This is a genomic window from Streptomyces sp. NBC_00846 (assembly GCF_045207325.1).
Taxonomy (GTDB): domain Bacteria; phylum Actinomycetota; class Actinomycetes; order Streptomycetales; family Streptomycetaceae; genus Streptomyces.
Genome location: NZ_CP108846.1, coordinates 2,856,098 through 2,881,650, shown reverse-complemented (window position 1 = coordinate 2,881,650; position 25,553 = coordinate 2,856,098). Strand labels below are relative to the sequence as shown.

The 25,553-nt window shown below is 69.6% G+C and carries 22 protein-coding genes, 1 tRNA gene and 1 riboswitch; of the genes, 16 read left to right on the top strand and 7 right to left on the bottom strand.

Annotated features, from left to right (window positions below; translation table 11 throughout):
- Nucleotides 1-158 precede the first annotated feature (158 nt).
- Both OG936_RS13225 and OG936_RS13220 read left to right on the top strand, forming a co-directional pair.
- A complete protein-coding gene (locus OG936_RS13225; RefSeq protein ID WP_406494759.1) occupies nucleotides 159-287 on the top strand; it encodes a hypothetical protein in 129 nt (42 codons plus the stop codon).
- Nucleotides 288-512: 225 nt separating this feature from the next.
- Nucleotides 513-1,346, top strand: coding sequence for a glycoside hydrolase domain-containing protein (locus OG936_RS13220; RefSeq protein ID WP_406494758.1), 834 nt, complete (start codon nucleotides 513-515; stop codon nucleotides 1,344-1,346).
- A 13-nt stretch (nucleotides 1,347-1,359) separates the two neighbouring features.
- Here OG936_RS13220 and OG936_RS13215 read toward each other — a convergent pair whose 3' ends face one another.
- Both OG936_RS13215 and OG936_RS13210 read right to left on the bottom strand, forming a co-directional pair.
- Nucleotides 1,360-2,142 carry an IS630 family transposase gene (locus OG936_RS13215; protein ID WP_406492112.1) on the bottom strand — a complete coding sequence of 261 codons (783 nt, stop codon included), beginning with the start codon at nucleotides 2,140-2,142 and terminating at the stop codon, nucleotides 1,360-1,362.
- Nucleotides 2,031-2,501 carry a helix-turn-helix domain-containing protein gene (locus OG936_RS13210; protein ID WP_406492113.1) on the bottom strand — a complete coding sequence of 157 codons (471 nt, stop codon included), beginning with the start codon at nucleotides 2,499-2,501 and terminating at the stop codon, nucleotides 2,031-2,033. The genes OG936_RS13215 and OG936_RS13210 overlap by 112 nt, the downstream gene beginning before the upstream one ends.
- Before the next feature lie 463 nt (nucleotides 2,502-2,964).
- Here OG936_RS13210 and OG936_RS13205 point away from each other — a divergent pair, with 463 nt between their 5' ends.
- The 11 genes from OG936_RS13205 to OG936_RS13155 all read left to right on the top strand — a co-directional run bounded on the left by OG936_RS13205 (nucleotide 2,965) and on the right by OG936_RS13155 (nucleotide 15,910).
- Nucleotides 2,965-3,621, top strand: a complete 657-nt coding sequence (locus tag OG936_RS13205) for a SurA N-terminal domain-containing protein (RefSeq protein WP_406494756.1) — start codon at nucleotides 2,965-2,967, stop codon at nucleotides 3,619-3,621.
- A 45-nt stretch (nucleotides 3,622-3,666) separates the two neighbouring features.
- Nucleotides 3,667-4,641, top strand: a complete 975-nt coding sequence (locus OG936_RS13200) for a nucleoside triphosphate pyrophosphohydrolase (protein ID WP_406494754.1) — start codon at nucleotides 3,667-3,669, stop codon at nucleotides 4,639-4,641.
- A gap of 9 nt (nucleotides 4,642-4,650) precedes the next feature.
- Entirely contained in the window at nucleotides 4,651-6,240 is a 1,590-nt protein-coding gene (locus OG936_RS13195; RefSeq protein ID WP_406494753.1) for a cytochrome P450, read from the top strand.
- 105 nt (nucleotides 6,241-6,345) lie between these two features.
- On the top strand, nucleotides 6,346-7,317 hold the full coding sequence (locus tag OG936_RS13190) for a transglycosylase family protein (RefSeq protein WP_406494751.1): 972 nt from the start codon (nucleotides 6,346-6,348) through the stop codon (nucleotides 7,315-7,317).
- A gap of 300 nt (nucleotides 7,318-7,617) precedes the next feature.
- Nucleotides 7,618-7,789: riboswitch (cyclic di-AMP (ydaO/yuaA leader) on the top strand.
- A gap of 3 nt (nucleotides 7,790-7,792) precedes the next feature.
- Nucleotides 7,793-8,557, top strand: a complete 765-nt coding sequence (locus OG936_RS13185) for a transglycosylase family protein (RefSeq protein ID WP_406494749.1) — start codon at nucleotides 7,793-7,795, stop codon at nucleotides 8,555-8,557.
- 328 nt (nucleotides 8,558-8,885) lie between these two features.
- Nucleotides 8,886-10,172 (top strand): phosphopyruvate hydratase, encoded by a 1,287-nt coding sequence (gene eno / locus OG936_RS13180; RefSeq protein WP_383757657.1) that lies wholly within the window; start codon nucleotides 8,886-8,888, stop codon nucleotides 10,170-10,172.
- A 140-nt stretch (nucleotides 10,173-10,312) separates the two neighbouring features.
- Nucleotides 10,313-10,783: a septum formation initiator family protein gene (locus OG936_RS13175; RefSeq protein WP_383757655.1), complete on the top strand. Its 471-nt coding sequence runs from the start codon at nucleotides 10,313-10,315 to the stop codon at nucleotides 10,781-10,783.
- A gap of 70 nt (nucleotides 10,784-10,853) precedes the next feature.
- On the top strand, nucleotides 10,854-11,387 hold the full coding sequence (locus OG936_RS13170) for a DUF501 domain-containing protein (protein WP_124722936.1): 534 nt from the start codon (nucleotides 10,854-10,856) through the stop codon (nucleotides 11,385-11,387).
- Between the two features lie 124 nt (nucleotides 11,388-11,511).
- Nucleotides 11,512-12,453 carry an exopolyphosphatase gene (locus tag OG936_RS13165; RefSeq protein WP_406494747.1) on the top strand — a complete coding sequence of 314 codons (942 nt, stop codon included), beginning with the start codon at nucleotides 11,512-11,514 and terminating at the stop codon, nucleotides 12,451-12,453.
- Nucleotides 12,454-12,924: 471 nt separating this feature from the next.
- On the top strand, nucleotides 12,925-14,307 hold the full coding sequence (locus tag OG936_RS13160) for an NAD(P)/FAD-dependent oxidoreductase (protein WP_406494746.1): 1,383 nt from the start codon (nucleotides 12,925-12,927) through the stop codon (nucleotides 14,305-14,307).
- A 298-nt stretch (nucleotides 14,308-14,605) separates the two neighbouring features.
- Nucleotides 14,606-15,910, top strand: coding sequence for a class I SAM-dependent methyltransferase (locus OG936_RS13155; protein ID WP_406494744.1), 1,305 nt, complete (start codon nucleotides 14,606-14,608; stop codon nucleotides 15,908-15,910).
- Between the two features lie 125 nt (nucleotides 15,911-16,035).
- Here OG936_RS13155 and OG936_RS13150 read toward each other — a convergent pair whose 3' ends face one another.
- Both OG936_RS13150 and OG936_RS13145 read right to left on the bottom strand, forming a co-directional pair.
- On the bottom strand, nucleotides 16,036-18,561 hold the full coding sequence (locus OG936_RS13150; protein WP_406494742.1) for an ABC transporter permease: 2,526 nt from the start codon (nucleotides 18,559-18,561) through the stop codon (nucleotides 16,036-16,038).
- A 58-nt stretch (nucleotides 18,562-18,619) separates the two neighbouring features.
- Nucleotides 18,620-19,390 carry an ABC transporter ATP-binding protein gene (locus OG936_RS13145; protein ID WP_266746612.1) on the bottom strand — a complete coding sequence of 257 codons (771 nt, stop codon included), beginning with the start codon at nucleotides 19,388-19,390 and terminating at the stop codon, nucleotides 18,620-18,622.
- Between the two features lie 513 nt (nucleotides 19,391-19,903).
- Here OG936_RS13145 and OG936_RS13140 point away from each other — a divergent pair.
- The 3 genes from OG936_RS13140 (at nucleotide 19,904) to OG936_RS13130 (ending at nucleotide 21,572) form a co-directional block, all read left to right on the top strand.
- A tRNA-Leu gene (locus OG936_RS13140) sits at nucleotides 19,904-19,989 on the top strand.
- Nucleotides 19,990-20,171: 182 nt separating this feature from the next.
- Entirely contained in the window at nucleotides 20,172-21,059 is an 888-nt protein-coding gene (locus OG936_RS13135) for a Bax inhibitor-1/YccA family protein (RefSeq protein ID WP_406494740.1), read from the top strand.
- A 195-nt stretch (nucleotides 21,060-21,254) separates the two neighbouring features.
- Nucleotides 21,255-21,572, top strand: coding sequence for a hypothetical protein (locus tag OG936_RS13130; RefSeq protein ID WP_266746610.1), 318 nt, complete (start codon nucleotides 21,255-21,257; stop codon nucleotides 21,570-21,572).
- 81 nt (nucleotides 21,573-21,653) lie between these two features.
- On the opposite strand, the gene OG936_RS13125 is transcribed toward OG936_RS13130, so the two are convergent.
- The 3 genes from OG936_RS13125 to OG936_RS13115 form a co-directional block, all read right to left on the bottom strand.
- Complete coding sequence (locus OG936_RS13125; protein WP_406500428.1) at nucleotides 21,654-22,484, bottom strand: hypothetical protein; 831 nt, start codon at nucleotides 22,482-22,484, stop codon at nucleotides 21,654-21,656.
- Between the two features lie 532 nt (nucleotides 22,485-23,016).
- Nucleotides 23,017-24,237 carry an acetyl-CoA C-acetyltransferase gene (locus OG936_RS13120; RefSeq protein ID WP_406494738.1) on the bottom strand — a complete coding sequence of 407 codons (1,221 nt, stop codon included), beginning with the start codon at nucleotides 24,235-24,237 and terminating at the stop codon, nucleotides 23,017-23,019.
- Between the two features lie 130 nt (nucleotides 24,238-24,367).
- Nucleotides 24,368-25,522, bottom strand: coding sequence for an SGNH/GDSL hydrolase family protein (locus tag OG936_RS13115; protein ID WP_406500427.1), 1,155 nt, complete (start codon nucleotides 25,520-25,522; stop codon nucleotides 24,368-24,370).
- Nucleotides 25,523-25,553: the final 31 nt, after the last annotated feature.

Below are 25,553 nucleotides of genomic sequence, written 5' to 3'. Positions count from 1 at the left end.
GATGGCGCGTCTTCGTGCGGCAAGGTAACCCGGCACGCGTGCTGAGCTGTACACAGCCTCAAGAACCCTGCATCCCTGGTGTGGTTGTCGCTCTCCGCGCGGTTCTCCGCGCCCGCTCGCCGAACCGTACTTTTTCGATCCACCCGGAGTGGTGTGTTTTGAACGCGAGACGACGTCGGGCGCTGTTCGACGAGTCGCTGGGGAGTGCTCTGCGCCTCTTCTTCCCACTGGTCAGCCGCAAGGAGCTTGACGCGGTGGCACAGCGGATCGCCGTAGCGGCGGCGTAGGAACCGGCAGGGCCGGGGCCCGGCGCTCGCCTGGAGGGGGCCGACGGGCCCCGACGTAGGCGGTGAAGGCAATGAGCACGCCAAGTTTTCGCAACGGCTGGCAGAACGCCCCATTTGTCGGCGAGCCGTTGATCGCGATGTGAGACCGTGATCTGCCGCCGGGGCGGCTGACGACCCGCCTGCCCCGTCGGCCTCACACTTCTTTCGAGCACTGTCGAGGTCTCCGTGCCTTCTCACCGCATATCCAAGAAGCGTCGCCGTATCTCCCTGGCCGTGGCCGGCGTGGCCGTTCTCGCCGGGGGTGCGTTCCTCGCCCAGGCCGCCACCGCCACCACGGTCTCCAGGCCCGCGCCGAAGATCTACACCGGGCCTGTCTTCGACACCTGCACCGCGCCGTCGCTGACCACCATGAAGGGCTGGTACAGCTCCTCCGTCTACCACGGTGCCGCCGTATACGTCGGCGGGAAGAACCGCGGCTGCGCGCAGCCCAACCTCACCGCCTCCTGGGTGAAGTCCGTCAGCGCCGTCGGCTGGAAGCTGGTCCCGCTGTACGTCGGCGCGCAGCCGCCGTGCCAGACCAGCGCCAACCCGGAGAAGATGACCGCCGCCAACGCCACCTCACTGGCCGTCACCGACGCCAACGACGCCGTGGCGAAGGAAGCGGCGCTCGGCATGAAGCCGGGCAGCCCGGTCTACCTCGACATGGAGTACTTCGACCCGAAGAACACTTCCTGTGTGAACACGGTGCTCGCCTATATCCGGTCGTTCGACAAGACGGTCAAGGCCAAGGGCTACTGGTCCGGCTTCTACGGCTTCAGCAACTCCAGCGCCGCCGTCGTGGCCAACGCCACGAACCGCACGGACCTGCCGGAGATCCTCTGGTACGCCCGTTACGACGACGTGTACTCCACCACGAAGGGCTTCCCGTACGCGTCGACGCTGTACACAGGGCACCGTCGCGGCCACCAGTACGCCGTCAACAAGAAGGTGACGCACACCGGCGGCACGCTCACGATCGACCGGAACGCCTGGGACGCGCCCGTCGCGATCGTGGGCTAGTAGACCGTCGCAGCTAATTTTTGGGATAGAGGTGGCGCAGCTTGATGCGTGCGTCGTGCGTGGTGAACTGCCAGTCCACGTGACGTTGGTCGGTGTTGGTGGCGTTCTGCCAGGCCGAGAGTTCGGTGTTGAGGATGTCGAGGTCGCCGATCCGGCGGTCGAGACATTGCCGGGTCAGCGCGGAGAGTTCGATCTCGGCGATGTTGAGCCATGACCCGTGTTTGGGCGTGTGGTGGATCTCGAGGCGTTGGGCCAGCGCGAAGGCCTCTTCTGGTTCGAATGCCTCGTACAGTGAGGCGATGCCGTGGGTGTTGAGGTTGTCCATCACCAGCACCACGGCCTCGGCGTCGGGGTAATCCACGCTCAGCAGCTGCTTGACCTGGCCGGCCCAGTCGATCCGGGTCCGCTGGGACAGTGCCTGAACTCGACGCCACCCGCGCAGGGGTTCGACCCACACGAAGATTGAGCACGTGCCGCAGCGGATGTACTCGCTGTCCTGGCAGGCGTCGTGACCAGGGCGGGCCGGGAGCGGGTCGCGGGCATGGTCGAGGAGCTGGTAGGGCTTCTCGTCCATGCACACCACCGGACGTGCCGGGTCATATGGCCGGGCATAGACGGCCAGCACGTCTTCCATCCGGGCCGCGAACTCCGCGTTCGCTCGTGGTGGGATGGTCCAGCACTTCTTCAGGTGAGGACGCAGTTCCGTTTTTTTAAGACCCGCCCGATGGTGGAGTGGTCCAGATCGGGGATGTCCTCGACCAGCGCGACGTGCTTCTCCAGCAGCCGCAGTGACCACCGGGCATGGCCTTGGGGTGGCTGTGAGCACGCCATCGCGATCAGCCGGGCTTCGACCTCACCGGTCACTGGCGAGGGCACCGGTGGGAGGTCGCGCTTCTTCCGCGCGATCGTGGCGTGAACATCGCCACCGGTCTCGGCGAAACGCTTGGCGACCAGCCGCAACGTCTCACCGGAGACGCCGAGCCGGGCCGCGATCACCTCCTTGGGATCCGCCTCACCCGCCGAGGTATCCAGTGCAAGCAGTACCCGCGCACGCATGATCATCGAGGCCCCACGAACACCTGTCGTGGTCACCCGGACCAACTCCTCGCGATCCTGCACGGTCAACCTGACCGGCCGCTTCTTCTGCGAACCCATGACAACAGTCCTGTCTGGCAAAGGGGAAGGAATCTGCCAGACACCAACCTCCCAACCAGACACGCCATAACTAAACAGCGACACGCTACTAGTGCCCCTCCCGGCAAGCTTTGCCCCGTCGCGTCGTCCAGCACGCACGCTCGCTGCGTTGGCCAAAAGCCCTGGTAGCTCCGCTACAAGGACTTCCGGCCGCCTTGCGATCGCACGCACTGGACGACGCTCCTTCCGGGCAAACATTGCCGGTCGCGGCACTAGTTCCCGGAGGCCGGGTCCCGTTGCCGACGATGCGGGGGGCGGCGAGCACGACCTTCCTGACCGCCGTCTAGCCCCGCGCGGGCTCCCACAACCCCAACTCCTTCCGAATCGTTGGTCGAACCAGTGGCCTCAACCACATCCACTGCCTAACATCGATCAACGCAAGGTCTTGTGCACTGATGCACAAACTCTCCCCGGGAGGTTTCCTTTGCACCGCCGCCGTCGCACCGCGCTCACCGTCTCCGCCGCCCTGCTGGCCGGAGCCCCACTCCTGACCGCCTGCGGCAGCCAGGCCCACCCGGGTGCCGCGGCCCTCGTCGGCGGGGACCGGATCGAGGTGTCCACGCTGCAGGGCCAGGTGGCGGCGGTGCGGGAGGCCCAGCGCGACTCGAAGGACGCCTCGCAGCTCATCGACAAGTCCGGGCAGCTCAGCCGGGCCAAGCTGCACGGCATGATCTTCGACCGGGTCCTGGACCGGGCCGCGCGGGACGCGGGCGTGACCGTCAGCCGCAACGAGATCCAGCAGATGCGGAAGGCGGCGGCCGCCCAGTCCGGGGGAGAGGCACAGCTGCGGACGGCGATGCTCCAGCAGAGCTGGGTCGCCCCCGACCAGATCGACGCCGTCCTGCGCGAGCAGGTCCAGCTGACGAAGCTGGCCCAGGCGCTCGGCGCCGACCTCCAGCAGCCCGAGGGGCAGAAGGCCGTCGGCGACGCGCTCGGCAAGGCGTCGAAGGAACTGAAGGTCGACGTCAATCCGCGCTACGGCGCCTGGGATGACAAGCAGACCCAGCTCGCCAACTACAAGGCCCCCTGGATCAAGCAGGTCACCAAGCCCGCCGGAGCGGGCGCCGAGTCCGGCATCTAGGAGACGGGGAAACGGCGACCGGACCGACCGGAGTAGATTCGAACGGTGAACGCTGAAGATCCCGGCCGTATCGTCCTGCTCACCGCCAGTCACCGCGTAGCACCCGGGCTCCTGTCCTGGCCCGCCTGGCAGGCGCTGCACGCCGCCGACCGGGTGCTCTGCGCCGAGCAGGACAATCCGCAGCTGCCGTATCTGCGCGAGGCGGGCGTCGCCATCGAGCAGTCCGCGCCCACCGCGCAGGAGCTCGTCGACGCCTGCGCGGGCGGCCGGAGCGTCGTCGTCCTCACGGGCGGCGAAGGCAACCAGCCGCTGACCGACGGGCTCGCCCGGCTGGCCGGTTCGGGACGGGTACAGATGCCGGACCTGGAGCTGCTGCCCGGTTCGTACGATCTGCCGGGCGCCAGGCTCCTCGATCTGGTCCAGGTCATGGACCGGATCCGGATCGAATGCCCCTGGACCTCGCAGAAGACCCACAAGGGCCTCGCCAAGTACGCCATCGAGGAGGCGTACGAACTCGTTGAGGCGATCGAGGACGGGGACCGCGACGAACTGTGCGAGGAGCTCGGGGACGTACTGCTCCAGGTCGTGTTCCACGCGCGGATCGCGGAGGAAGGCCGCCCTGAGGACGGGGAGGAACCCTTCTCCGTCGACGACGTGGCCGCGACCCTCGTCGAGAAGCTGATCCACCGCCACCCGCACGTCTTCGGCGACGAGACCGCCGAGACCCCGGAGGACGTCCACGCGCACTGGCTGCGGACCAAGGCCGTCGAGAAGCAGCGCGACTCGGTCACCGACGGCGTGCCGCTCGGCCAGCCCGGGCTCGCCCTGGCGGCGAAACTGGCCGGCCGGGTCCGTACCGCTGAGCTCGACGTGGCGCTCCCCACGGGCGACGGCATCGGTTACGAGCTCCTCGCCCTCGCCGTACGCGCCGAACGCGACGGCATCGACCCCGAGGCCGCACTGCGGGCCGCGGGCCGCGCCTACCGGGACGCCATCCGGGCGGCGGAGGGCAACGGATAACGTCGGGGGGTGAACCACAGCCCCGCCGCCCGCCCCACCGGTCAGCCCGCGGACGGCCGCGACGACCGTCCCGCCGATCAGCCGGCGGCCGACCCCGCCGCCTGCCCCGCCGCCCGTCCCACCGGTCAGCCCGCGGACGGCCGCGACGACCGTCCCGCCGATCAGCCGGCGGCCGACTCCGCCGCCTGCCCCGCCGCCCGTCCCACCGGTCAGCCCGCGGACGGCCGCGACGACCGTCCCGCCGATCAGCCGGCGGCCGACTCCGCCGCCTGCCCCGCCGATCAGCCGGCGGCCGACCCCGTCGCCTGTCCCGCCGGTCGGTCCGCCGCCCGCCCCGCCGACGCACCCGAACTCTTCACGTGGGAGTTCGCCACCGACCCGTACCCGGCCTACGCCTGGCTGCGCGAGCACAGCCCCGTGCACCGCACCGCGCTGCCCAGCGGCGTCGAGGCCTGGCTCGTGACCCGGTACGCGGATGCCCGTCAGGCCCTCGCCGACGCCCGGCTCTCCAAGAACCCGGCGCATCACGCCGAGCCGGCGCACGCCAAGGGGAAGACGGGCATCCCGGGCGAGCGCAAGGCGGAGCTGATGACGCATCTGCTGAACATCGACCCGCCCGACCACACCCGGCTGCGCCGCCTCGTCTCCAAGGCGTTCACCCCGCGCCGGGTCGCCGAGTTCGCCCCGCGGGTGCAGGAACTGACGGACCGCCTCATCGACCGCTTCATCGCGGAGGGGAAGGCGGACCTCATCCACGACTTCGCGTTCCCGCTCCCCATCTACGCGATCTGCGACCTGCTCGGCGTCCCGCCCGAGGACCAGGACGACTTCCGGGACTGGGCGGGCATGATGATCCGGCACGGCGGCGGCCCGCGCGGCGGGGTGGCCAGGTCGGTGAAGAAGATGCGCGGCTATCTCGCCGAACTGATCCACCGTAAAAGGGAGAACCCGGGGGACGATCTGATCTCTGGGCTGATCCGGGCCAGCGACCACGGCGAGCACCTCACCGAGAACGAGGCCGCGGCCATGGCCTTCATCCTCCTGTTTGCCGGATTCGAGACAACCGTCAATCTCGTCGGCAACGGCGTGTACGCCCTGCTGCGCAACCCCGCACAGCGCGAGCGGCTGCAACTCTCCCTCGACGCGGGCGAGAGCCGGCTGCTGGAGACCGGGATCGAGGAACTGCTGCGGTACGACGGTCCGGTGGAGCTGGCGACCTGGCGGTTCGCCACCGAGCCGCTGACGCTCGGCGGACAGGAGATCGCGGCCGGCGACCCCGTACTCGTCGTCCTCGCCGCCGCCGACCGCGACCCGGAACGCTTCGAGGACCCCGACACGCTCGACCTCGCGCGGAGTGACAATCAGCACCTCGGATACGGGCACGGCATCCACTACTGCCTGGGAGCACCGCTCGCCCGGCTGGAGGGACAGACCGCCCTCGCCACGCTCCTGAGGCGCCTTCCCGACCTGCGACTTGCGGTGGAACATGCCGATTTGAGGTGGCGTGGCGGGCTCATCATGCGTGGACTGCGCACACTGCCCGTGGAGTTCACACCGGGGTCCACGCCGACACGAAGTGATGACCCGTCAACGCTGTGACTTTCACGTGATCTGCGCTGCATCGACTTGTGACGCGCGTTCGAGTCCCGCTAGGTTCACCGTTCGACTCACCAGTCACTCGTCAGTCACACGGAAGGCATCCCCATGGGCTCCGCGAACGGCAGACACCGTCGCCCTCGTCAGGCACCCGCCATCGTCGTCGCCGCGGGCGTGACCGGATCGGCCATCGCCATCCCGCTGCTCGGCGCGGCCGGCGCGCACGCGGCCGACGCCACGACCTGGGACCGGGTGGCCGAGTGCGAGAGCGGCGGCATGTGGAGCGCCGACCTCGGCAACGGCTTCTACGGTGGCCTGCAGTTCTCGCAGGAGACCTGGAAGGCGTACGGCGGCGATTCGTACGCCGCGCGCGCCGACCTCGCCAGCCGCGCGCAGCAGATAGCCGTGGCCGAGAAGGTCCTGGAGGACCGTGGCCCGCGGGCCTGGCCCAGCTGTGCGGTCATCTCCGGCCTTGCGGAGGACGGGACGCTGCCGGGCGTCGATCCGGGGATCGCGCCCGCCCCCGAGCCGGCGCAGAGCACGGAGCCGGCTGACGGCACGTCGGACGCCACACCGTCGAACGGCAACGGCAAGGGCGCTACGAACGGCAAGGGCGCCACGCACGGCAAGGGCGGCTCGAAGGGCTCGGGCGGTGCCGGTGGGTCGACGGACAAGGCCAAGTCCTCCGCGCGGCCCTCGACCACCGAGTCGGCCGCCCCGTCCTCCGACGCGCCCGAAGTGCACGATGTGCGTGATTCATCCGATTCCCTCAGCCGTACGGGTGGCAAGCACCGTGGCGCACCGGCCGCCGAGGCGAGCCGGGGTGCGGACGGCGGGCTGGGCCGCGAGTCGGGCCGCCATGCCTCACGTGGCGACGGTGACGCACGCGACGCGGGCGCCTCGGCCGCCGACGGCACGTACACCGTCCGCCCCGGCGACAATCTCTGGGCGATTGCTGACGCACAGAAGGTTCCTGGTGGCTGGCCCGCGCTCTATGAGGCCAACAAGAGTGCCGTCGGCTCCGACCCGGACCTCATTCTCCCTGGCCAGAGTCTCGATCTCGGCGTGAAGGCCGAATGAGGGCGGTCTGAAAATCGACTAAAAGAGACCCAAAAATCGGGGCAGTTCAGAGGCCTATGTCCGCTTATGCGTAAGTGAGACATGGGTCTCTTTGCGTCAACTGGCGTGTCGCGCCCGGGGACTCCGGCTGTATCGCCTCCCACCTGCGAAAACGATGGTTCCTCACATGCAAGTAAGGGCTGATTGTCCGATGTGTCCATCTTTGAAAGTGGGGGTTGCCTATGTTTACGGTCGGAACCGCTCGCACCGCGGGCCCCGTCGACCGTCACGCCGAATCCTGCCGTCGGTCGAAGGGAACAGACGCGTAAAGCGCCGTAGGCAGGAGCGGGGGACCCAGGTAAGCGCCGGGCCCGATCGTCGAAAGACGCATCAGGACCGGCTTGGGGTGAAGTCGCGCGCTAGGACGTGCGGCCGGGCAACTCACTTGGCCCGAACCCGACAGCTCACCTCGTAGGCGTCGGTGAGGAGAAGTTCCATGCTGTTTTCCAGCAAGGGCAAGCACCGCCGCCCGTCCAAGGCCGTCCGTGTCGCCACGCTCGCCGGTGTCGCCGGTGCTGCCGTCGCCGTTCCGCTGATGGGCGCGACCGGCGCCTCCGCCGCCTCCGTCGCCACCTGGGACGCCGTTGCCCGGTGCGAGTCGGGTGGCAACTGGTCCATCAACACGGGTAACGGCTACTACGGCGGTCTGCAGTTCTCGCAGTCCAGCTGGGCCGCCGCCGGCGGTACGCAGTACGCCCCCCGTGCCGACCTGGCCACCAAGGCCCAGCAGATCGCCACCGCCGAGAAGCTCCTCGCCATGCAGGGCCCGGGCGCCTGGGGCTGTGCCGGTGCCGGCAATCTGACCAACGACGGTGTCAACCCGGGTGTCGACACCGGCTCCTCCTCGAACTCCGGCGCCACCAAGCAGCAGAGCGCCCCGGCCGCGCCGAAGCAGCAGTCCCAGCCGGTGCAGCAGGCGCAGCCGAAGAAGGCCGAGCGCGCCGAGGCCCCCGCCGCCGACCGCTCGGACCGCTCCGCCGCCCCGCAGGCCGAGTCGAAGAAGACCGTCACCACCCCGACCGGCCAGAAGGTCAAGAAGGGTGACGGCGAGTACAAGGTCGTCTCCGGCGACTCCCTGAGCAAGATCGCCGCCGACCACAAGGTCGAGGGCGGCTGGCAGCGGCTGTTCGAGATGAACAAGGACATCGTCAAGGACGCGGACCTGATCTACCCGGGTCAGCAGCTGCACCTGACCAAGTAGTCCAGGGCCTCTCCTCCCCGAGCACCCCGGCCCGGCGCGCATCCCCCCGTATGCGCCGGGCCGGGGTTTCCTGTGTCGCATGCCACCCCGGCCGGCACCCCCGCGCGCCACCCCTACGTGGCGCTTCCGCTCTGTGTGATCGTTCAACTGTTGTAGTTGCTGACCAGTAAAATTCTGACGGTTTGTCCGGCGATGAGCGTCCTCGGGTCCTTTTTCGTCCCAGGGGTCGGGCGGTCGTCCGGCTGAGCGGGCCGGGCCGGTTAGGCTCTTGTCGCAAGGCCAAAGTGACCCTGCACAACCAGTGTCATATCCCAGAAGGAGATGCCTCGTGCCGTCCATCGACGTCGTCGTAGCCCGGGAAATCCTCGACTCCCGGGGGAACCCCACGGTCGAGGTCGAGGTTGGCCTCGACGACGGCAGCACCGGCCGTGCTGCCGTGCCGTCCGGCGCCTCCACCGGCGCGTTCGAGGCCATTGAGCTTCGCGACGGTGACCCCAACCGCTACCAGGGCAAGGGCGTGGAGAAGGCCGTCCTCGCCGTGATCGAGCAGATCGGCCCGGAGCTCGTCGGTTACGACGCGACCGAGCAGCGGCTGATCGACCAGGCGATGTTCGACCTGGACGCCACCGAGAACAAGGGCTCGCTCGGCGCCAACGCCATCCTCGGCGTCTCGCTGGCCGTCGCCCACGCCGCCTCCGAGGCCTCGGACCTGCCGCTCTTCCGCTACCTCGGCGGCCCGAACGCGCACCTGCTGCCCGTTCCGATGATGAACATCCTCAACGGCGGGTCGCACGCCGACTCCAACGTGGACATCCAGGAGTTCATGATCGCTCCGATCGGCGCGGAGTCCTTCTCCGAGGCGCTGCGCTGGGGTGCCGAGGTCTACCACACGCTGAAGAAGGTCCTGAAGACCAAGGGACTTTCGACCGGTCTCGGCGACGAGGGCGGCTTCGCGCCGAACCTGGAGTCGAACCGCGCCGCCCTCGACCTCATTGTCGAGGCCATCAAGGAAGCCGGCTACGTCCCGGGCAAGGACATCGCGCTCGCGCTCGACGTCGCCGCGTCCGAGTTCTACAAGGACGGTTCGTACGAGTTCGAGGGCAAGTCCCGCTCGGCCGCCGAGATGACGGAGTACTACGAGGAGCTCGTCTCCGCGTACCCGCTGGTCTCCATCGAGGACCCGCTGTACGAGGACGACTGGGCCGGCTGGAAGGTCATCACCGACAGGCTCGGCGCCAAGGTGCAGATCGTCGGCGACGACCTCTTCGTCACCAACCCGGAGCGCCTGGCCCGCGGCATCGAGGAGGGCTCCGCCAACGCCCTGCTCGTCAAGGTCAACCAGATCGGTTCGCTGACCGAGACCCTGGACGCCGTCGAGCTCGCCCAGCGCAACGGCTTCAAGTGCATGATGTCCCACCGCTCCGGTGAGACCGAGGACGTCACCATCGCGGACCTCGCCGTCGCGGTGAACTGCGGTCAGATCAAGACCGGCGCCCCGGCCCGCTCGGACCGCGTCGCCAAGTACAACCAGCTGCTGCGCATCGAGGAGATCCTCGACGACGCCGCGGTGTACGCGGGCCGCTCGGCGTTCCCCCGGTTTCGCTCTGCGAACTGACAAGCACAGCAAGGGCTGAGCACCGGCCCAAGGGCTGAGCACCGGCCCGTCGCGGGCCGAAGCACCCGGCTTCCGTCCGTCCCCGCACTCGGTCCCGTACCGTGTGCGGGGACGGACGTGCGTAATGGGGAGGCGGAGACATGGCCGCGAAGGACCGGGACCGGTTCTCCACCGCGACCCGGCTGCGGCTGCTCGGCGAGCAGACCGCCGCCCGTGTCTACCGGTCGCAGAACCGCCGTCAGGCCCGCCGCTCCCGGCTCACCGGCCGGGCGGCCTTCCTCGCCCTCGTCGTCTGCTCCCTGGTGGTGGCGCTCGCGTACCCGATGCGGCAGTACGTCTCGCAGCGGGACGAGATCGCCGACCAGGCGCGACTGGCGCAGGAGGCCCGCGCCCGCACCGAGGAGCTGCGCGACGAGAAGGCGCGCCTCCAGGACGACGCGTACGTCAGGCAGCTGGCACGCAAGCACCTGCACTACCTTCTTCCCGGGGAGACCGGTTACACGGTGATCGACCCCGACGCGGTCAAGGAGCGCAACGGCGAGAAGGACGATTCCGACCGGCCGTGGCACTCCAACCTCTGGGACGGCGTCGACAGCGCAGACCGCGACTGACTCTCTTCGTCCCTCCATCGTCCCTCTGCAGAACCGCAGTTCGAGCAGCCCGACCAGAACCTAGGCAGGCATGGAAACCCCCCCTCCGCAGACCGAGTCCACCGCGCCCACCGAGGCGGACATCGCCGCGTTCCAGCAGCAGCTGGGCCGCCCGCCGCGCGGGCTGCGCGCGATCGCGCACCGCTGCCCGTGCGGCAACCCGGACGTGGTCGAGACGCAGCCCCGGCTGGAGGACGGTACGCCGTTCCCTACGACGTACTACCTGACCTGCCCGCGTGCCGCGTCCGCGATCGGCACGCTGGAGGCGAACGGCGTCATGAAGGAGATGACCGAGCGCCTCGGTACGGACCCCGAGCTGGCCGCCGCGTACCGGGCCGCGCACGAGGACTACATCGCCCGGCGCGACGCCATCGAGGTGCTGGAGGGCTTCCCGAGCGCGGGGGGCATGCCGGACCGGGTGAAGTGCCTGCACGTGCTGGTCGGGCACTCGCTGGCCGCGGGGCCCGGGGTGAACCCGCTGGGCGACGAGGCGATCGCGATGCTGCCGGAGTGGTGGCGCAAGGGGCCGTGCGTTTCGCCGTGCGGCGCGCCGGACGAGGGCTGACCGTTCCCCCGGGGGCTCCGCCCCCGGACCCCCGCTCCTCGATCGTCGGAGGGGCTTGATTCGGGGCTCTGTCCCCGGACCCCCGCTCCTCGATCGTCTGAGGGGCTTGATCTGGGAGTACTTCATGACCCGCGTGGCCGCCATCGACTGCGGTACCAACTCCATCCGTCTGCTCGTCGCCGACGCGGACCCGTCCACCGGTGAGCTCGTCGAGCTCGACCGGCGGATGGAGATCGTCCGCCTCGGGCAGGGCGTCGACCGCACCGGCCGACTCGCGCCCGAGGCGCTGGAGCGGACCTTCGCCGCCTGCCGCCAGTACGCGGGGGTGATCGAGGAGCACGGCGCGCGGAAGATCCGCTTCGTCGCCACCTCCGCCTCCCGCGACGCGGAGAACAGGGACGAGTTCGTCCGCGGTGTGCTGGACATCCTGGGCGTCGAGCCCGAGGTGATCAGCGGTGACGAGGAGGCGGAGTTCTCCTTCATCGGCGCCACCAAGGAGCTCATGGGCCGCGACCACTTCGAGAAGCCGTATCTCGTTGTGGACATCGGCGGCGGCTCCACCGAGTTCGTCGTCGGCGACGACCATGTGCGGGCCGCGCGTTCCGTGGACATAGGGTGCGTCCGGATGACCGAGCGGCACCTCGTGCACGACGGCGTCGTGAGCGATCCGCCGACCCCCGAGGAGATCGCCGCGATCCGCGCCGACATCGACGCGGCCCTCGACCTTGCAGAGGAGAGCGTCCCGCTCACCGGGGCCGCCACCCTCGTCGGCCTCGCCGGGACGGTCACCACCGTCGCCGCGATCGCCCTGGGGCTCGACGCGTACGACTCCGAGGCGATCCACCACTCCCGGATCTCCCTCGACCAGGTCCAGGAGATCACCGGGCGGCTCCTCGCCTCCACCCACGCCGAGCGTGCCGCGATCGGCGCCATGCATCCGGGACGGGTCGATGTGATCACCTCCGGGGCGCTGATCCTGCTCGCCGTGATGAAGCGGACCGGGGCCCGGGAAGTCGTCGTCAGCGAGCACGACATCCTCGACGGAATCGGCTGGTCGGTCGCGTAGGCCCCGCTCCCGCGGCGCCCGCGAGCGGCGCTGCGCACCGGCCTTCCGTAGGGTGCCGGAACAGCGCTCATGCGCACTTTGGCCTGCACCTTTGAGTCGGTGTGGGCGACCCGAGGGGCGCTCTGCGGGACACATCGCGACGAAGTTCGTGAACTTCTTCACAAGGAATTCGGCCCCGTGGAGGGCAGTTCTGCTCCGTACGGGCGTCGCGGGCCGCTCGCGGAGGCGTTCCGTGCCGATACGGGACCGTTCCGGGCGCGTTGCCGGCGTGTGGGTCGGGGTGGTGGTTCGCCCGGTCCACGGGCTCAAGGGCCAGCTCACAGGCGGTGTGCAACGTTCGCCGCCGCGCCGTGGTTCCCCTCCAGGGCCATGACCTCGGTCACGGGGGCGGCGAAGTGTAGCAGAGGGTGAGGGATACCTTGTGAAGGGGCTCACGAGCCCTCCCCCCGAGGGGGGTGGATACTCGATGGCATGAGCACCACGGAGCGTCCCAGGATCCTCGTAGTAGGCGGTGGGTACGTAGGCCTGTACGCAGCTCGGCGCATTCTGAAGAAGATGCGCTACGGCGAGGCGACCGTCACGGTCGTCGATCCCCGGTCGTACATGACCTACCAGCCCTTCCTCCCCGAAGCTGCCGCCGGCAGCATCTCGCCTCGGCATGTCGTCGTCCCGCTGCGACGCGTACTGCCGAAGGCCGAGGTCCTCACCGGCCGCGTCACGACCATCGATCAGGACCGCAAGGTCGCCACGGTCGCGCCGCTCGTCGGCGAGGCCTACGAGCTGCCCTTCGACTACCTGGTCCTCGCCATGGGCGCGGTCTCCCGCACCTTCCCGATCCCCGGCCTCGCCGAGCAGGGCATCGGCATGAAGGGCATCGAGGAGGCCATCGGCCTGCGCAACCACGTCCTCGAGCAGCTGGACAAGGCCGACTCGACGACCGATGAGGACATCCGCCGCAGGGCGTTGACGTTCGTCTTCGTGGGCGGCGGATTCGCCGGTGCGGAGACCATCGGCGAGGTCGAGGACATGGCTCGCGACGCGGCGAAGTACTACACGAGCGTGAAGCGTGAGGACATGCGCTTCATCCTCGTCGACGCCGCCGACAAGATCCTTCCCGAGGTCGGCCCGAAGCTGGGCAGCTGGGGCCGGGAGCACCTGGAGTCCCGTGGTGTCGAGGTCTTCCTCTCGACCTCCATGGACTCCTGCGTCGACGGTCACGTCGTGCTGAAGAACGGCCTGGAGGTCGACTCCAACACGATCGTGTGGACGGCCGGCGTGAAGCCGAACCCGGCGCTGGCCCGCTTCGGTCTGCCGCTCGGTCCGCGCGGTCACGTGGACACCTCCGAGAAGCTCCAGGTGCAGGGCACCGACTACATCTGGGCCGCGGGCGACAACGCCCAGGTCCCGGACATGGTCGGCCGCCGGGCCGGCAACCCGAACGCCTGGTGCCCGCCGAACGCCCAGCACGCGCTGCGTCAGGCCAAGGCCCTCGGTGACAACGTCATCTCCGGGATGCGGGGCTTCCCGCAGAAGGAGTACAGCCACGCCAACAGGGGTGCGGTCGCCGGTCTGGGGCTGCACAAGGGCGTCGCGATGATCGTCATGGGCAAGATGAAGATCAAGCTCAAGGGCCGTCTCGCCTGGTACATGCACCGTGGCTACCACGGCATGGCGATGCCGACCTGGAACCGCAAGATCCGGATCTTCGCCGACTGGACCCTTGCGATGTTCCTCAAGCGCGAGGTCGTCTCGCTCGGCGCCATGGAGACGCCGCGCGAGGAGTTCTACGAGGCCGCCAAGCCGGCCCCGGCACCGGCCGCCGCCAAGGCCGTGGGCGAGAAGGCGAAGGCCTAGCCCGCCCGCGGGCCCACTCGCCCGCGCAGTACACGCACAACGCCCGAAGGGGCCGTCCGCCATCCGTGGTGCGGGCGGCCCTTTCGGGCGTATCCGCGCACCCCGGTCGATGTGCGCCCCTGAATAAGTGCGCAGTACAGGTATTTTGCCTTTCCGTTGCGCTGTAGCGGGATGGTGCACGCTCCGCAGACTGTTGACGGGATGTGCCTCGCCGTGGCGTCGTGGGTGCCCGGCGTGGTTGCAGGCATGTTTGGTCATGTTTGGGCACATTGGGAACACCATCACGGAGGTGTGCGCCATGGCAGACGCCGCATTGCGGCTGACCGCTCTCGCCGAGGAGTTGCTGGGAGAGAAGCTGCCGGTCCGTATCCGGGCCTGGGACGGCAGCGAATCAGGACCGCCCGGTGGCCCCGTCCTCGTCATCCGGAACCGCCGCGCGCTGCGCAGGCTGCTCTGGAAGCCGGGCGAACTGGGCCTGGCCCGCGCCTGGGTGGCGGGCGAGCTCGATATCGAAGGCGATCTGTACGAGGCCCTGGACCTGATGGCCTCGCTGATCTGGGACCGCGGCGCGGAGGCCAAGGACCGTGTCCACCCGGTCCGCGACCCGAAGGTGCGGGCCTTCGCCAAAGGGCTGTTGCAGCTCGGCGGGCCCTGGCCCCCGCCGGCCCCGCCGCCCGAGGAGGTACGGCGCCGCACCGGCACTCTCCACACCAAGCGGCGCGACCAGGAGGCCATCAGTCACCACTACGACGTGGGCAATGACTTCTACGAACTGGTCCTCGGTCCCTCCATGGTCTACTCCTGCGCCTACTGGGAGGACGACGGAAACCTTGAGGACGCCCAGCGGGACAAGCTCGACCTGGTCTGCCGCAAGCTCGCGCTGAAGGAGGGCGACCGGCTCCTCGACGTCGGCTGCGGCTGGGGCTCCATGGCCCTGCACGCCGCCCGCGAATACGGCGCCCGGGTCACCGGAGTGACCCTCTCCGCCGAACAGGCCGCCTACGCCAGGAAGCGCATCGCGGAAGAGGGCCTGACCGACCGGATCGAGATCCGGGTCCAGGACTACCGGGACGTCAGGGACGGCCCGTACGACGCCATCTCGTCCATCGGCATGGCGGAACACGTCGGCTCCGTCCGCTTCCGCGAGTACGCCGACGCCCTCTACGCACTCCTCAAGCCCGGCGGCCGGCTGCTCAACCACCAGATCGCCCGCCGCCCCGAGAAGGACGAGTCCGCGTACCACGTGGACGAGTTCATTGACGCCTACGTCTTCCCGGACGGCGAACTGGCCCCGGTGGGACGGACGGTGGCCACCCTCGAAGAAGCCGGCTTCGAGGCCCGTGACGTCGAGTCGATCCGCGAACACTACGCACTGACCCTGCGCAGTTGGGTCGCCAACCTGGAGAAGCACTGGGAGCGGGCGGTCCGGATGACCTCGTCCGGACGGGCCAGGGTCTGGCGCCTCTACATGGCCGCCTCCGCCCTGTCCTTCGAACACAACAAGATCGGCGTCAACCAGATCCTCGTGGTGCGCCCGGCGGAGGGCGGGGCCTCCCGCATGCCGCTGAGGGCCCGCGTCTGGGGGGCGTCGGCGACCGGCTGACATCGGGACGGGCACCGGGAGATCCCCGGCACCGGTGGGAACGTACCGGGGGCCGGTACCCGCAGCTCCGTGCTGCGCGTACCGGCCCCCGGTCGTGTCGTTCCCGTCCGGTGCCGTGCCGGCCGCTACTCGGTCTTGATCGCCGTCAGCATGTTCAGCTTCGCGGCGCTGCGGGCCGGCCAGAGCGAGGCCAGCACACCCACCAGCGCGGCGAGCACCAGGAAGAGTCCGATCCGGTCCCACGGAACGACCAGGGCATAGCCCGGGATGTCGGACTTCAGGGTCTGCCCGATTGCCCAGCCGAGGAACGTACCGAGCCCGATGCCGACCACCGCGCCGAAGAGCGAGATGACCACGGCCTCCAGCCGGATCATGCGCTTCACCCTGCGCCGGTCCAGGCCGATCGCCCGCAGCATGCCGATTTCCTGCTGGCGTTCGAAGACCGACATGGCCAGGGTGTTGACGACGCCGAGCACCGCGATGATCAGGGCCATCGCCAGCAGTCCGTACATGATGTTCAGGGCGGTGTTGATGAAGCCGCCGAACGTGTCCCGGATGTCCTGACGGTCCATGATGCTCATCGCCGGGTTGTTGCCCAGCGCCTTGACCAGGGCCTTCTCATGGGCCGCGGACTCGCCGCCGTCCATCTTCAGCCAGACCTCGCGGATGTCGGCGTGGGAGACGTGCGGGTCCAGGAGGTTCTTCGGGATCAAGATCCGGGAGAGGAACTCGTTGTCCTCGTAGACCGCGCCGACCTTCAGGTTCTCCTTCTTGCCGTCGTCGTAGACGACCGGGACCGTGTCACCGGTCTTCCAGTGGTGCAACTTCGCGGTGTCCTCGGACACGGCGATCTTGCCGTCACCGAGCGACTCGACCGAGCCGGAGACCGTCTTGATGGCGAAGAGCTCCGCCACGTCGCCGGGGGCGACTCCGGTGGCACCGATTTCCTGGTTGCCGAACTTCATCCAGGCGTCCTGCCGGGGTGAGACGGCCGAGACTCCGTCGGCCTTCTCCAGGGCCTTGAGTGCCGACTCGTCGAGCGAATTGCCGCTCGCCATCGACACCAGGTAGTCGGCCTTGATGTTGTCCGTCGTCATCCGGTCGATCGCCTGACCGAGGGTGACGCCGAGCACGGAGATGCCGGTGACCAGGGTGAGGCCGATCGCCAGCGCGGAGGCGGTGGCTCCGGTACGTCGCGGATTACGGACCGCGTTCTGCGCGGCCAGCTTGCCGGAGACCCCGAACAGCCGCTTCAGCAGCGGGCGGACCAGCGCGATGACCGGCCGCGACAGCAGCGGGATCAGCACGATGACGCCGACCAGCGCGAAGAACGCACCGATCCCGATGAGCGTCCGGCCGTCCGAACCGGCCGCCGCACCCGCCACGATGCCCGTGGCGCCGAGCAGGGTGAGCGCCCCGCCGATCGAGTTGCGCAACACCAGGGACTTGACCGTCGCCGTCGCGTGCACGCTGTTCATCGCGGCCACCGGCGGGATCTTCGCGGCCCGGCGGGCGGGCAGCCAGGCGGCCAGCACGGTGATCAGTACGCCGACGCCGAACGCTGCGGCGACCGCGGTGGGCGAGACGATCAGCGGTCCGGCCGGGATCTTCCCGCCGAACTGACTCATCACGGAGCGCAGACCGGTGGCGAGCCCGAGGCCGAGCACGAATCCGATGACCGAAGCGATCGCGCCGACCACCGCAGCTTCCAGGAGCACGGAGCGCTTGACCTGGCGGCGGGAGGCACCGACGGCGCGCATCAGCGCCAGTTCCTTGGTGCGCTGGGCCACCAGCATGGTGAAGGTGTTGGCGATCAGGAAGACGCCGACGAAGAGCGCGATGGCCGCGAAGGCGAGCAGCATGGTGTTGAGGCTGCTCAGACCGTTCTGGATCTGCTTGGCCTGCTCGTCGGCGAGGGCCTTGCCGGTCTTGGCCTCGGCGTCCTTGGGCAGCAGCGGCTTGACGTCGGCCAGCAGCTTCTCGGCGGAGGCGCCGGCCGCGGCAGCGACGTTGACCTCCTTGAACTCGCCGGGCCTGAGGTACAGCTTCTGGGCGACCGGGGACTCGAAGAGGACCAGGCTGCCGCCCGCGTTGACCGCGCCGTCCTCGGTGGTGAAGACGCCGGCGAGGGTGTACTCCTTCACCGGCCCGTTCGTGGCGACCCGGACCCGGTCACCGACGTGGTATTTGCCCTTCTTCGCGGTCTCCTGGTCGAGCGCGATCCGGTCGGCCGCGTCCGGGCCCTTGCCGTCGACGAAGGTGTACGCGGAGTCCTTGCCGTCCTTGCCGGGGGAGTAGTTCCCTCCGGTGTTCGACCAGCCGTTGCCGATCAGCTTGCCGTCGGGGTCGGCGACCCCGGCGAAGCCGGATACCCGGCCGGTGGCGGTGTCCACACCGTCCAGGCCCTGGATCTTCTTCAGGGTGGCGGCGGTGATGCCGCGCGTCTTCTCGTCGCGCTGGTTGGCCGGGGTCGTGACGGCGACGGCGACGTCGTCGTAACTCTTCGCCGACTGGTTGCGGAAGGCGTTACCGAGGGTGTCGGTGAAGACCAGGGTGCCGGATACGAAGGCCACGCCGAGCATCACGGCGAGCACGGTCATCAGCAGCCTGGCCTTGTGCGCGAGCACATTGCGCAGGGCGGTACGGAACATGTCTGTCAGTCCTGGGATGGGAAGGGGGTCCGGAGAAGGGCGCGGGGCAGGGCGGGCTTCAGCTGGTGCGGCCCTTGGCGTCGAACGCCTTCATCCGGTCGAGGACCCCGTCCGCCGTGGGGTGCAGCATCTGGTCGACGATCCGGCCGTCCGCGAGGAAGACGACCCGGTCCGCGTAGGAGGCCGCCGCCGGGTCGTGGGTCACCATCACCACGGTCTGCCCCAGCTCGCGCACCGAGTTGCGCAGGAAGCCGAGGACCTCGGCGCCGGAGCGGGAGTCCAGGTTCCCGGTCGGCTCGTCACCGAAGATGATCTCCGGCTGCGAGGCCAGGGCGCGGGCCACCGCGACGCGCTGCTGCTGGCCGCCGGAGAGTTCGGTCGGCCGGTGCGTCAGCCGGTCGGAGAGGCCCACCATGTCGATGACCCGGCGCACCCACTCGGCGTCGGGCTTGCGGCCCGCGATGTCCATCGGGAGCGTGATGTTCTCCAGCGCCGTCAGGGTCGGCAGCAGGTTGAACGCCTGGAAGATGAAGCCGATCTTGTCCCGGCGGAGCTGGGTGAGCTGCTTGTCCTTGAGGGAGCCCAGCTCCGTCTCACCGATCCGCACCGAGCCGCTGCTGAAGCTGTCGAGGCCGGCCACGCAGTGCATCAGCGTGGACTTGCCGGAGCCGGACGGGCCCATGATCGCGGTGAACTCGCCCTGCGGGAAGTCCACGGAGACCCGGTCCAGGGCCGTGACCCTGGTCTCGCCCTCTCCGTAGACCTTGGACAGATCCGTGGCGCGGGCAGCCACCGTGGTGACGCGGTGTGCGGTGGAAGTGGTGGTCACGGGAATCTCCTGATTCGGGGCTCCGGCCGAGGTTTCGTCCGGGATGCGTTTTCGGCTGTGACCGGTGAGGTCCGATAAGGTCCGATGAGGTCCGGTGAGGCCCGGTCGCCGGGGAACCTCTCTATCGTCACCGCCGCGACACTGCGATTCGTCAGTCCCCATGCCCGTTCCCGGGGCCGTCTTGAGTCGCACCGAGGGGCCCCTGCGTCCTCCTCCGGTATGACACCGACCCTGAGGGCGTTCGCCCGGTCGGGTGGCGCGCCGATGGCGACGACTGGCGCGCGCCTGGCGAATGCGCCCGGCGAATGCGCCGTCCGGGTGCGGCGACTTTACGTCAATCCGGATTGCCGGCCGCCGTGACCGCTACCCCGCCCAGGCATGTGACGATGGCCTCTCGCGAGTGCTGACGACCCCTCAAGCGGTCAATAAAATAAGACAACATCGCGCCACTGATCCGCTGATCGGAGGAGGTCCCCGGATAGGGTCATGTGCCAACGCGGAGCCGCGCGCCAGGCCCGGATGGTGGAATGCAGACACGGCGAGCTTAAACCTCGCTGCCCCTCGGGGGCGTGCCGGTTCGAGTCCGGTTCCGGGCACCACCGCGCGCAGGGCGGCCGAGTGGGCGCAGCGCCGTACGGCAGCCCTGCCGGCCGAGGAGGCGGCCACCCGTCCGCAGGTTCCCCAAAGATCCCCAAAGATCCTCCCCAGGCACTAGTCTGATTCTTTTGCCTACCCATTACTCTTGTGGGAAGGCTGCGCAGGGCGGCCATGGAGGAGTGAGATGAGGAGCAGCAACCCGGTCTTCTCGCGACGGGGCTTCAGCCGCGACAACGGACACGCGGGCTTCAACGCGGCGCCGCAGGCCGGGGCCCCCGCAGCGGGCGCCAACCCGTACGCGCAGGGCACCGCCGCCAACCCGTACGCCACCAACCCCTACGCTCAGCAGGACACCCAGTACGGCGTTCCACAGGCACCGGCGCGCTCCGGTGCGATGACGATCGACGACGTCGTCACGCGCACCGCGATCACGCTGGGCACCGTGGTGCTCGGCGCCGCGCTCGCCTGGGCCCTGCTGCCGGTCGACGAGGCCAACCTCGGCAAGTCCTACGGCATCGCGATCGGCGCCGCCCTGGTGGCGTTCGTCCTGTCGCTCGTCCAGTCCTTCAAGCGCAGGCCGTCCCCGGCGCTGATCGTGTCGTACGCGGCCTTCGAGGGCGTCTTCCTCGGAGTGATCTCCAGCGCGGTCAGTACGTACATCGGGCCGGGCGTCGTGATGCAGGCGGTGATGGGCACCATGTGTGTCTTCGCCGGTGTGCTTTTTGCGTACAAGATGCGCTGGATCCGCGTCACCCGCCGCTTCTACGGCTTCGTGATGGCCGCCGCCATGGGCTTCATGCTCCTGATGATGGTCAACCTGCTGTTCGCCGTCTTCGGCGGCGGTGACGGCCTGGGCTTCCGCAGTGGCGGCCTCGGCATCCTCTTCGGCGTCATCGGGATCATCCTCGGCGCGTGCTTCCTGGCCCTGGACTTCAAGCAGGTCGAGGACGGCGTCGCCTACGGCGCCCCCCGCGAGGAGTCCTGGCTGGCGGCCTTCGGCCTGACCATGACCCTGGTCTGGATCTACCTGGAGATGCTGCGTCTGCTCTCCATCCTCAGCGGCGACGACTGACGCGCGCCCCCGCGCCGGGAACGGTGCGGGAAACGGAACGGCCCGCAGGCACCGGTGCCTGCGGGCCGTTCCGTTTCCTTCCCACCTGTGCCGGAGCAGCGTGTGCCTGGAGCGGCTTGCGCCGGCCCTTCCCGACGCCGTGCCGGAGCATCGGCCCGTTGGCAACCATCCGGGGAGGGCGCGTAGGGTCGCGGAGTGCTCGATACGACCCCGCTCATCACCGCCGTGGACCGATTCGCCGACCGGCTGCGCGCCGCCCCGCAGAGCCGTCTGCAGCACGGAGCGGCTGCCGAAGGACTGGCCACGGCCAGGGAATTGGCGCTGCGCGCCCAGCGCATCGAGGCGCCGGATCGGGAGCCGAGGATCATGCCGGACGCCGGGATCTTCGCGATCGGCGACCAACTCGCCGTAGCGGGGCGTGACTTGGCGGTGGCACTGGAAACGGCCCCGTCGGCTGAGCTGGACGAGGCCGTGCAATTCGTGACGGAGGCGGCTGCGCGGGCGTTCGCGTAGCGGCGGCGGGCGGCGTCGTGCGGTGGCGCGGTGGTCGGTGAGAGTCGCTCCGCCCGGATGCCCGGGGGTCGGAACGCGGGGCTAGAACGAGGCGATGACGCGGTCGGCGAGGATGTAGACGTTCTCCTTGCCGCAGGAGAAGGTCAGGGCGTACGCACCGGAGACGCCGGAACCGCCCAGCAGCACCGGACGCTCACCCGCGAGCAGCGCCTCGGCCAGGCGTTCGGCCGTCTCGCGGTGACCGGGAGTCATGCAGAGCGTGGTGCCGTCGGCGAAGACGTACACGTCGAGGGTGCCGAGCGGGCCGGGGCGCACGTCGGCGAGTTCCGTACGGTTGTCGGCGAGCTCTTCGAGCCGGTTCACGGTGCGCTCGTGATCGGTGACGACCGGGGTCTGCACGGGTACGAAGTCGGGATGGGAGGGGTGGCGGCGACGGGCCGCGGCCAGCTCGGGGGAGTCCTCGGCGAACTCCGCCGTCTCGGGCAGCTCGGTCACGTCCGCCAGCTCGACCAGTTCCGTCAGCTCTTCGAGCGCCTCGGCGGCGTCGAAGTCCATCGCCTCCAGACCTGCGAAGTCGGCCTGCCGCGGCATGAAGAACGGTGCCTCCTCGCCGATCCCGGTCAGGCCGCCCAGCAGGGACGGGGCGTCGGCGGCATCGCGCGCTTCCTGGGTGGCCCAGAAGGCACGGGCCTCGGCGAGCTCGCGCTCCCGTTCCTCGGCGAGTGCTTCGGCGACGGCGGCGCGTATCTCGTCGGCCGGGGTGGCTTCGGTGCGGCTCTGCGCGGGCACGGCGGCACCGTGGACGCGGGCCGTTGCCAGCTCCGTACGAAGGGCCGTGATCTGCTTGCGCAGCCCGTGAGCGGCGTACAGGGCGGCGACACCCACGGCCGTGGCGGCGGCGGTGGTCAGCATCAGGGCAAGAGGCATGGCGCTCACTGACATACTCCCGGTTTCAATCGATCCCCCGACTTCCTACCTCAGCTTGTCCTCCAGCTGTGCCTGGTGTCAGTGCATTACGTCACGAATTGGACAGATCTTTGGGCCCGGTGTTTAACCCTGATGCTGGTGTGACCTGCGGGAACGACTTTCCCCCAGGACATAGGTCACATCCTGGGGGAGATTCGGTCACGGTCGGGGCTCGGGACCGGCCGGTTCCGTCGCCTCGCTTCCGCTGAGGGCCTCGGGGACCGGCCGGTTCCGTCGCCTCGCTTCCGCTGAGGGCCTCGGGCGCCCCCTACCCTCCGCTGCAGCTCAGCCGCTCGAGTTTGTGGTCGCGTTCGCTTCGCTCCCGCTGCGGGCAGGTGCCGCCTTCGTACCTCAGTCGACCCCTACCCTCCGCTCCAGCTCAGCTCAGCCGCTCGAGTTTGTGGTCGCGTTCGCTTCGCTCCCGCTGCGGGCAGGTGCCGCCTTCGTACCTCAGTCGACCCCTACCCTCCGCTCCAGCTCAGCTCAGCCGCTCGATGACCATCGCCATGCCCTGGCCGCCGCCCACGCACATGGTCTCCAGGCCGAACTGCTTGTCGTGGAACTGCAGGCTGTTGATCAGCGTGCCCGTGATCCGGGCGCCGGTCATGCCGAAGGGGTGGCCGACGGCGATGGCGCCACCGTTGACGTTCACCTTCTCCAGCGGCAGGCCGAGGTCGCGGTAGGAGGGGATCACCTGGGCGGCGAACGCCTCGTTGATTTCGGCCAGGTCGATGTCGTCGATGGTCAGCCCGGCCCGCTTCAGCGCCTGCTTGCTGGCCTCCACCGGTCCGTACCCCATGATCTCGGGGGAGAGACCGCAGACGCCGGTCGAGACGATCCGGGCCAGCGGGGTCAGGCCCAGCTCGCGCGCCTTGGTGTCGGACATGATCACGAGCGCGGCGGCGCCGTCGTTGAGCGGGCAGCAGTTGCCCGCGGTGACCAGGCCGTCCGGGCGGAAGACCGGCTTCAGGCCCTGCACGCCCTCCAGGGTGACGCCCGCGCGCGGGCCGTCGTCCTTCGAGACAACCGTGCCGTCCGGGGTGGTGACCGGGGTGATCTCGCGCTCCCAGAAGCCGTTCTTGATGGCTTCCTCGGCGAGGTTCTGCGAGCGGACGCCGAACTCGTCCATGTCCTGACGGGTGACGCCCTTGAGCCGGGCCAGGTTCTCCGCGGTCTGCCCCATCGCGATGTACGCGTCCGGGACGAGACCGTCCTCGCGCGGGTCGTGCCAGTCGTCGCCACCCTGCTCGGCGCGGGCCGCGGTGCGGGCCTCGGCGTCGGCGAACAGCGGGTTGTGCGTGTCCGGCCAGCTGTCGGAGTTGCCCTTCGAGAAGCGGGACACCATCTCGACACCGGCCGAGATGAAGACGTCGCCCTCGCCGGCCTTGATGGCATGCAGCGCCATCCGGCTGGTCTGCAGGGAGGACGAGCAGTAGCGGGTGACCGTACAGCCGGGAAGGTGGTCCATTCCCATCCGCACGGCGATGATGCGGCCCATGTTGTTGCCCTGCTCGCCGCCGGGGAGGCCGCAGCCGACCATCAGGTCGTCGATGTCCTTGGGGTCCAGCTCGGGAACCCTGGCCAGCGCGGTCTGGATGATCGTGGCGGTCAGGTCGTCCGCGCGCAGATCCTTCAACGAACCCTTGAAGGCCCGGCCGATGGGGGAACGGGCAGCAGAGACGATCACGGCTTCGGGCATCACGCGGCTCCATGAGGGCTGGAAGGCGGGTTCTGGCAGGTGCTGACTTGGAAATTACCTGTACGTAGCTGCTGGGTCACCGGGCAGCGCATGTGACGCCGACCTCTTTTCTAAGCGACCGCTCAGCCGGTCAATTGGCGGGGAGGTTGCGCGACTCCCCGTGCGACTCCCCGTGCGACTCCTCGGACGGCTCCGGGCGCGGCTCCTCGCGCGGCTCCGTGAGCGGTTCCATGAACGGCTCCGTGAGCGGCTCCTCGTGCGGTCCGGAGGAGGCCATCGGTTCGGTCGCCGGCTCCGGCTCCGGCTCCGTCTCCGGGTGCGGCTGGGGCTCCGTGGCCGTGGGCAGGCGCCGCCGCCTGCGGTGCTTGAGGAGCGCCCAGGGCGCCCGGGCCCCCGTGACCTCCGTACCGGCCTCCCTGGCCGCCTGGGAGGCCGCCTCGGCCACCGGCAGCATGTCCTCGCGCCGGGCCCCGTCCAGCCGGTCGGTCTCCGGCCACAGCCCCAGCACCGCACAGAGCGTGGGCAGGACCGCCATCGCCGCAGTGGCGTACCCCTCCGCCGACGGGTGGTAGTTGTCCGGCCCGAACAGCTCCCGCGGATTCGCCTCGAACTCCGGCCCCAGCAGGTCGCCCAGCGACACCGTGCGCCCGCCCTGTTCCACCGAGCCGATCGTCTGGGCCGCCGCCAGCTGCCGGCTCACCCGCCGGGCCAGCCAGCGCAGCGGCTGGTAGACCGGCTCGATCGTGCCGAGATCCGGGCACGTGCCGACCACCACCTCTGCGCCCGCCGTACGCAGCCTGCGCACCGCGGTGGTCAGACAGCGCACCGACTGGGTGGCGGGCATCCGGTGCGTGACATCGTTCGCCCCGATCATGATCACGCAGACGTCGGGCGTATGGGACGGATCGGCGAGCAGCAGTGAGACCTGCCTCTCCAGGTCGTCCGACCGGGCACCCGGCTGCGCCACATTGCGCAGGTCCACCGGCCGCTCGGACACCGCCGCCAGCCCCGAGGCGAGCAGCGCCCCCGGGGTCTGCCCCGCCCGGCGCACCCCCTGTCCGGCCGCCGTCGAGTCACCCAGCAGTCCCAGCCGCAACGGGTCGGCGGGGCCGGCGAACGCCACCCCGTACCGCCCGTCCGCGCTCGGCGGAACCGGTGCGATACCGCCGCCCACCTGCCGTTTCGCCAGCTGGACCTCCGCCAGCAGTACGCCCACCGCCGCCGCGCCGAGCAGCCCGATGCTGCCGCCGCCGTAGGCCGCACCCGCCGCGATCCGCCGTGCCACCCTTGCCCTCGACACAGTCCGGTCCACCTCC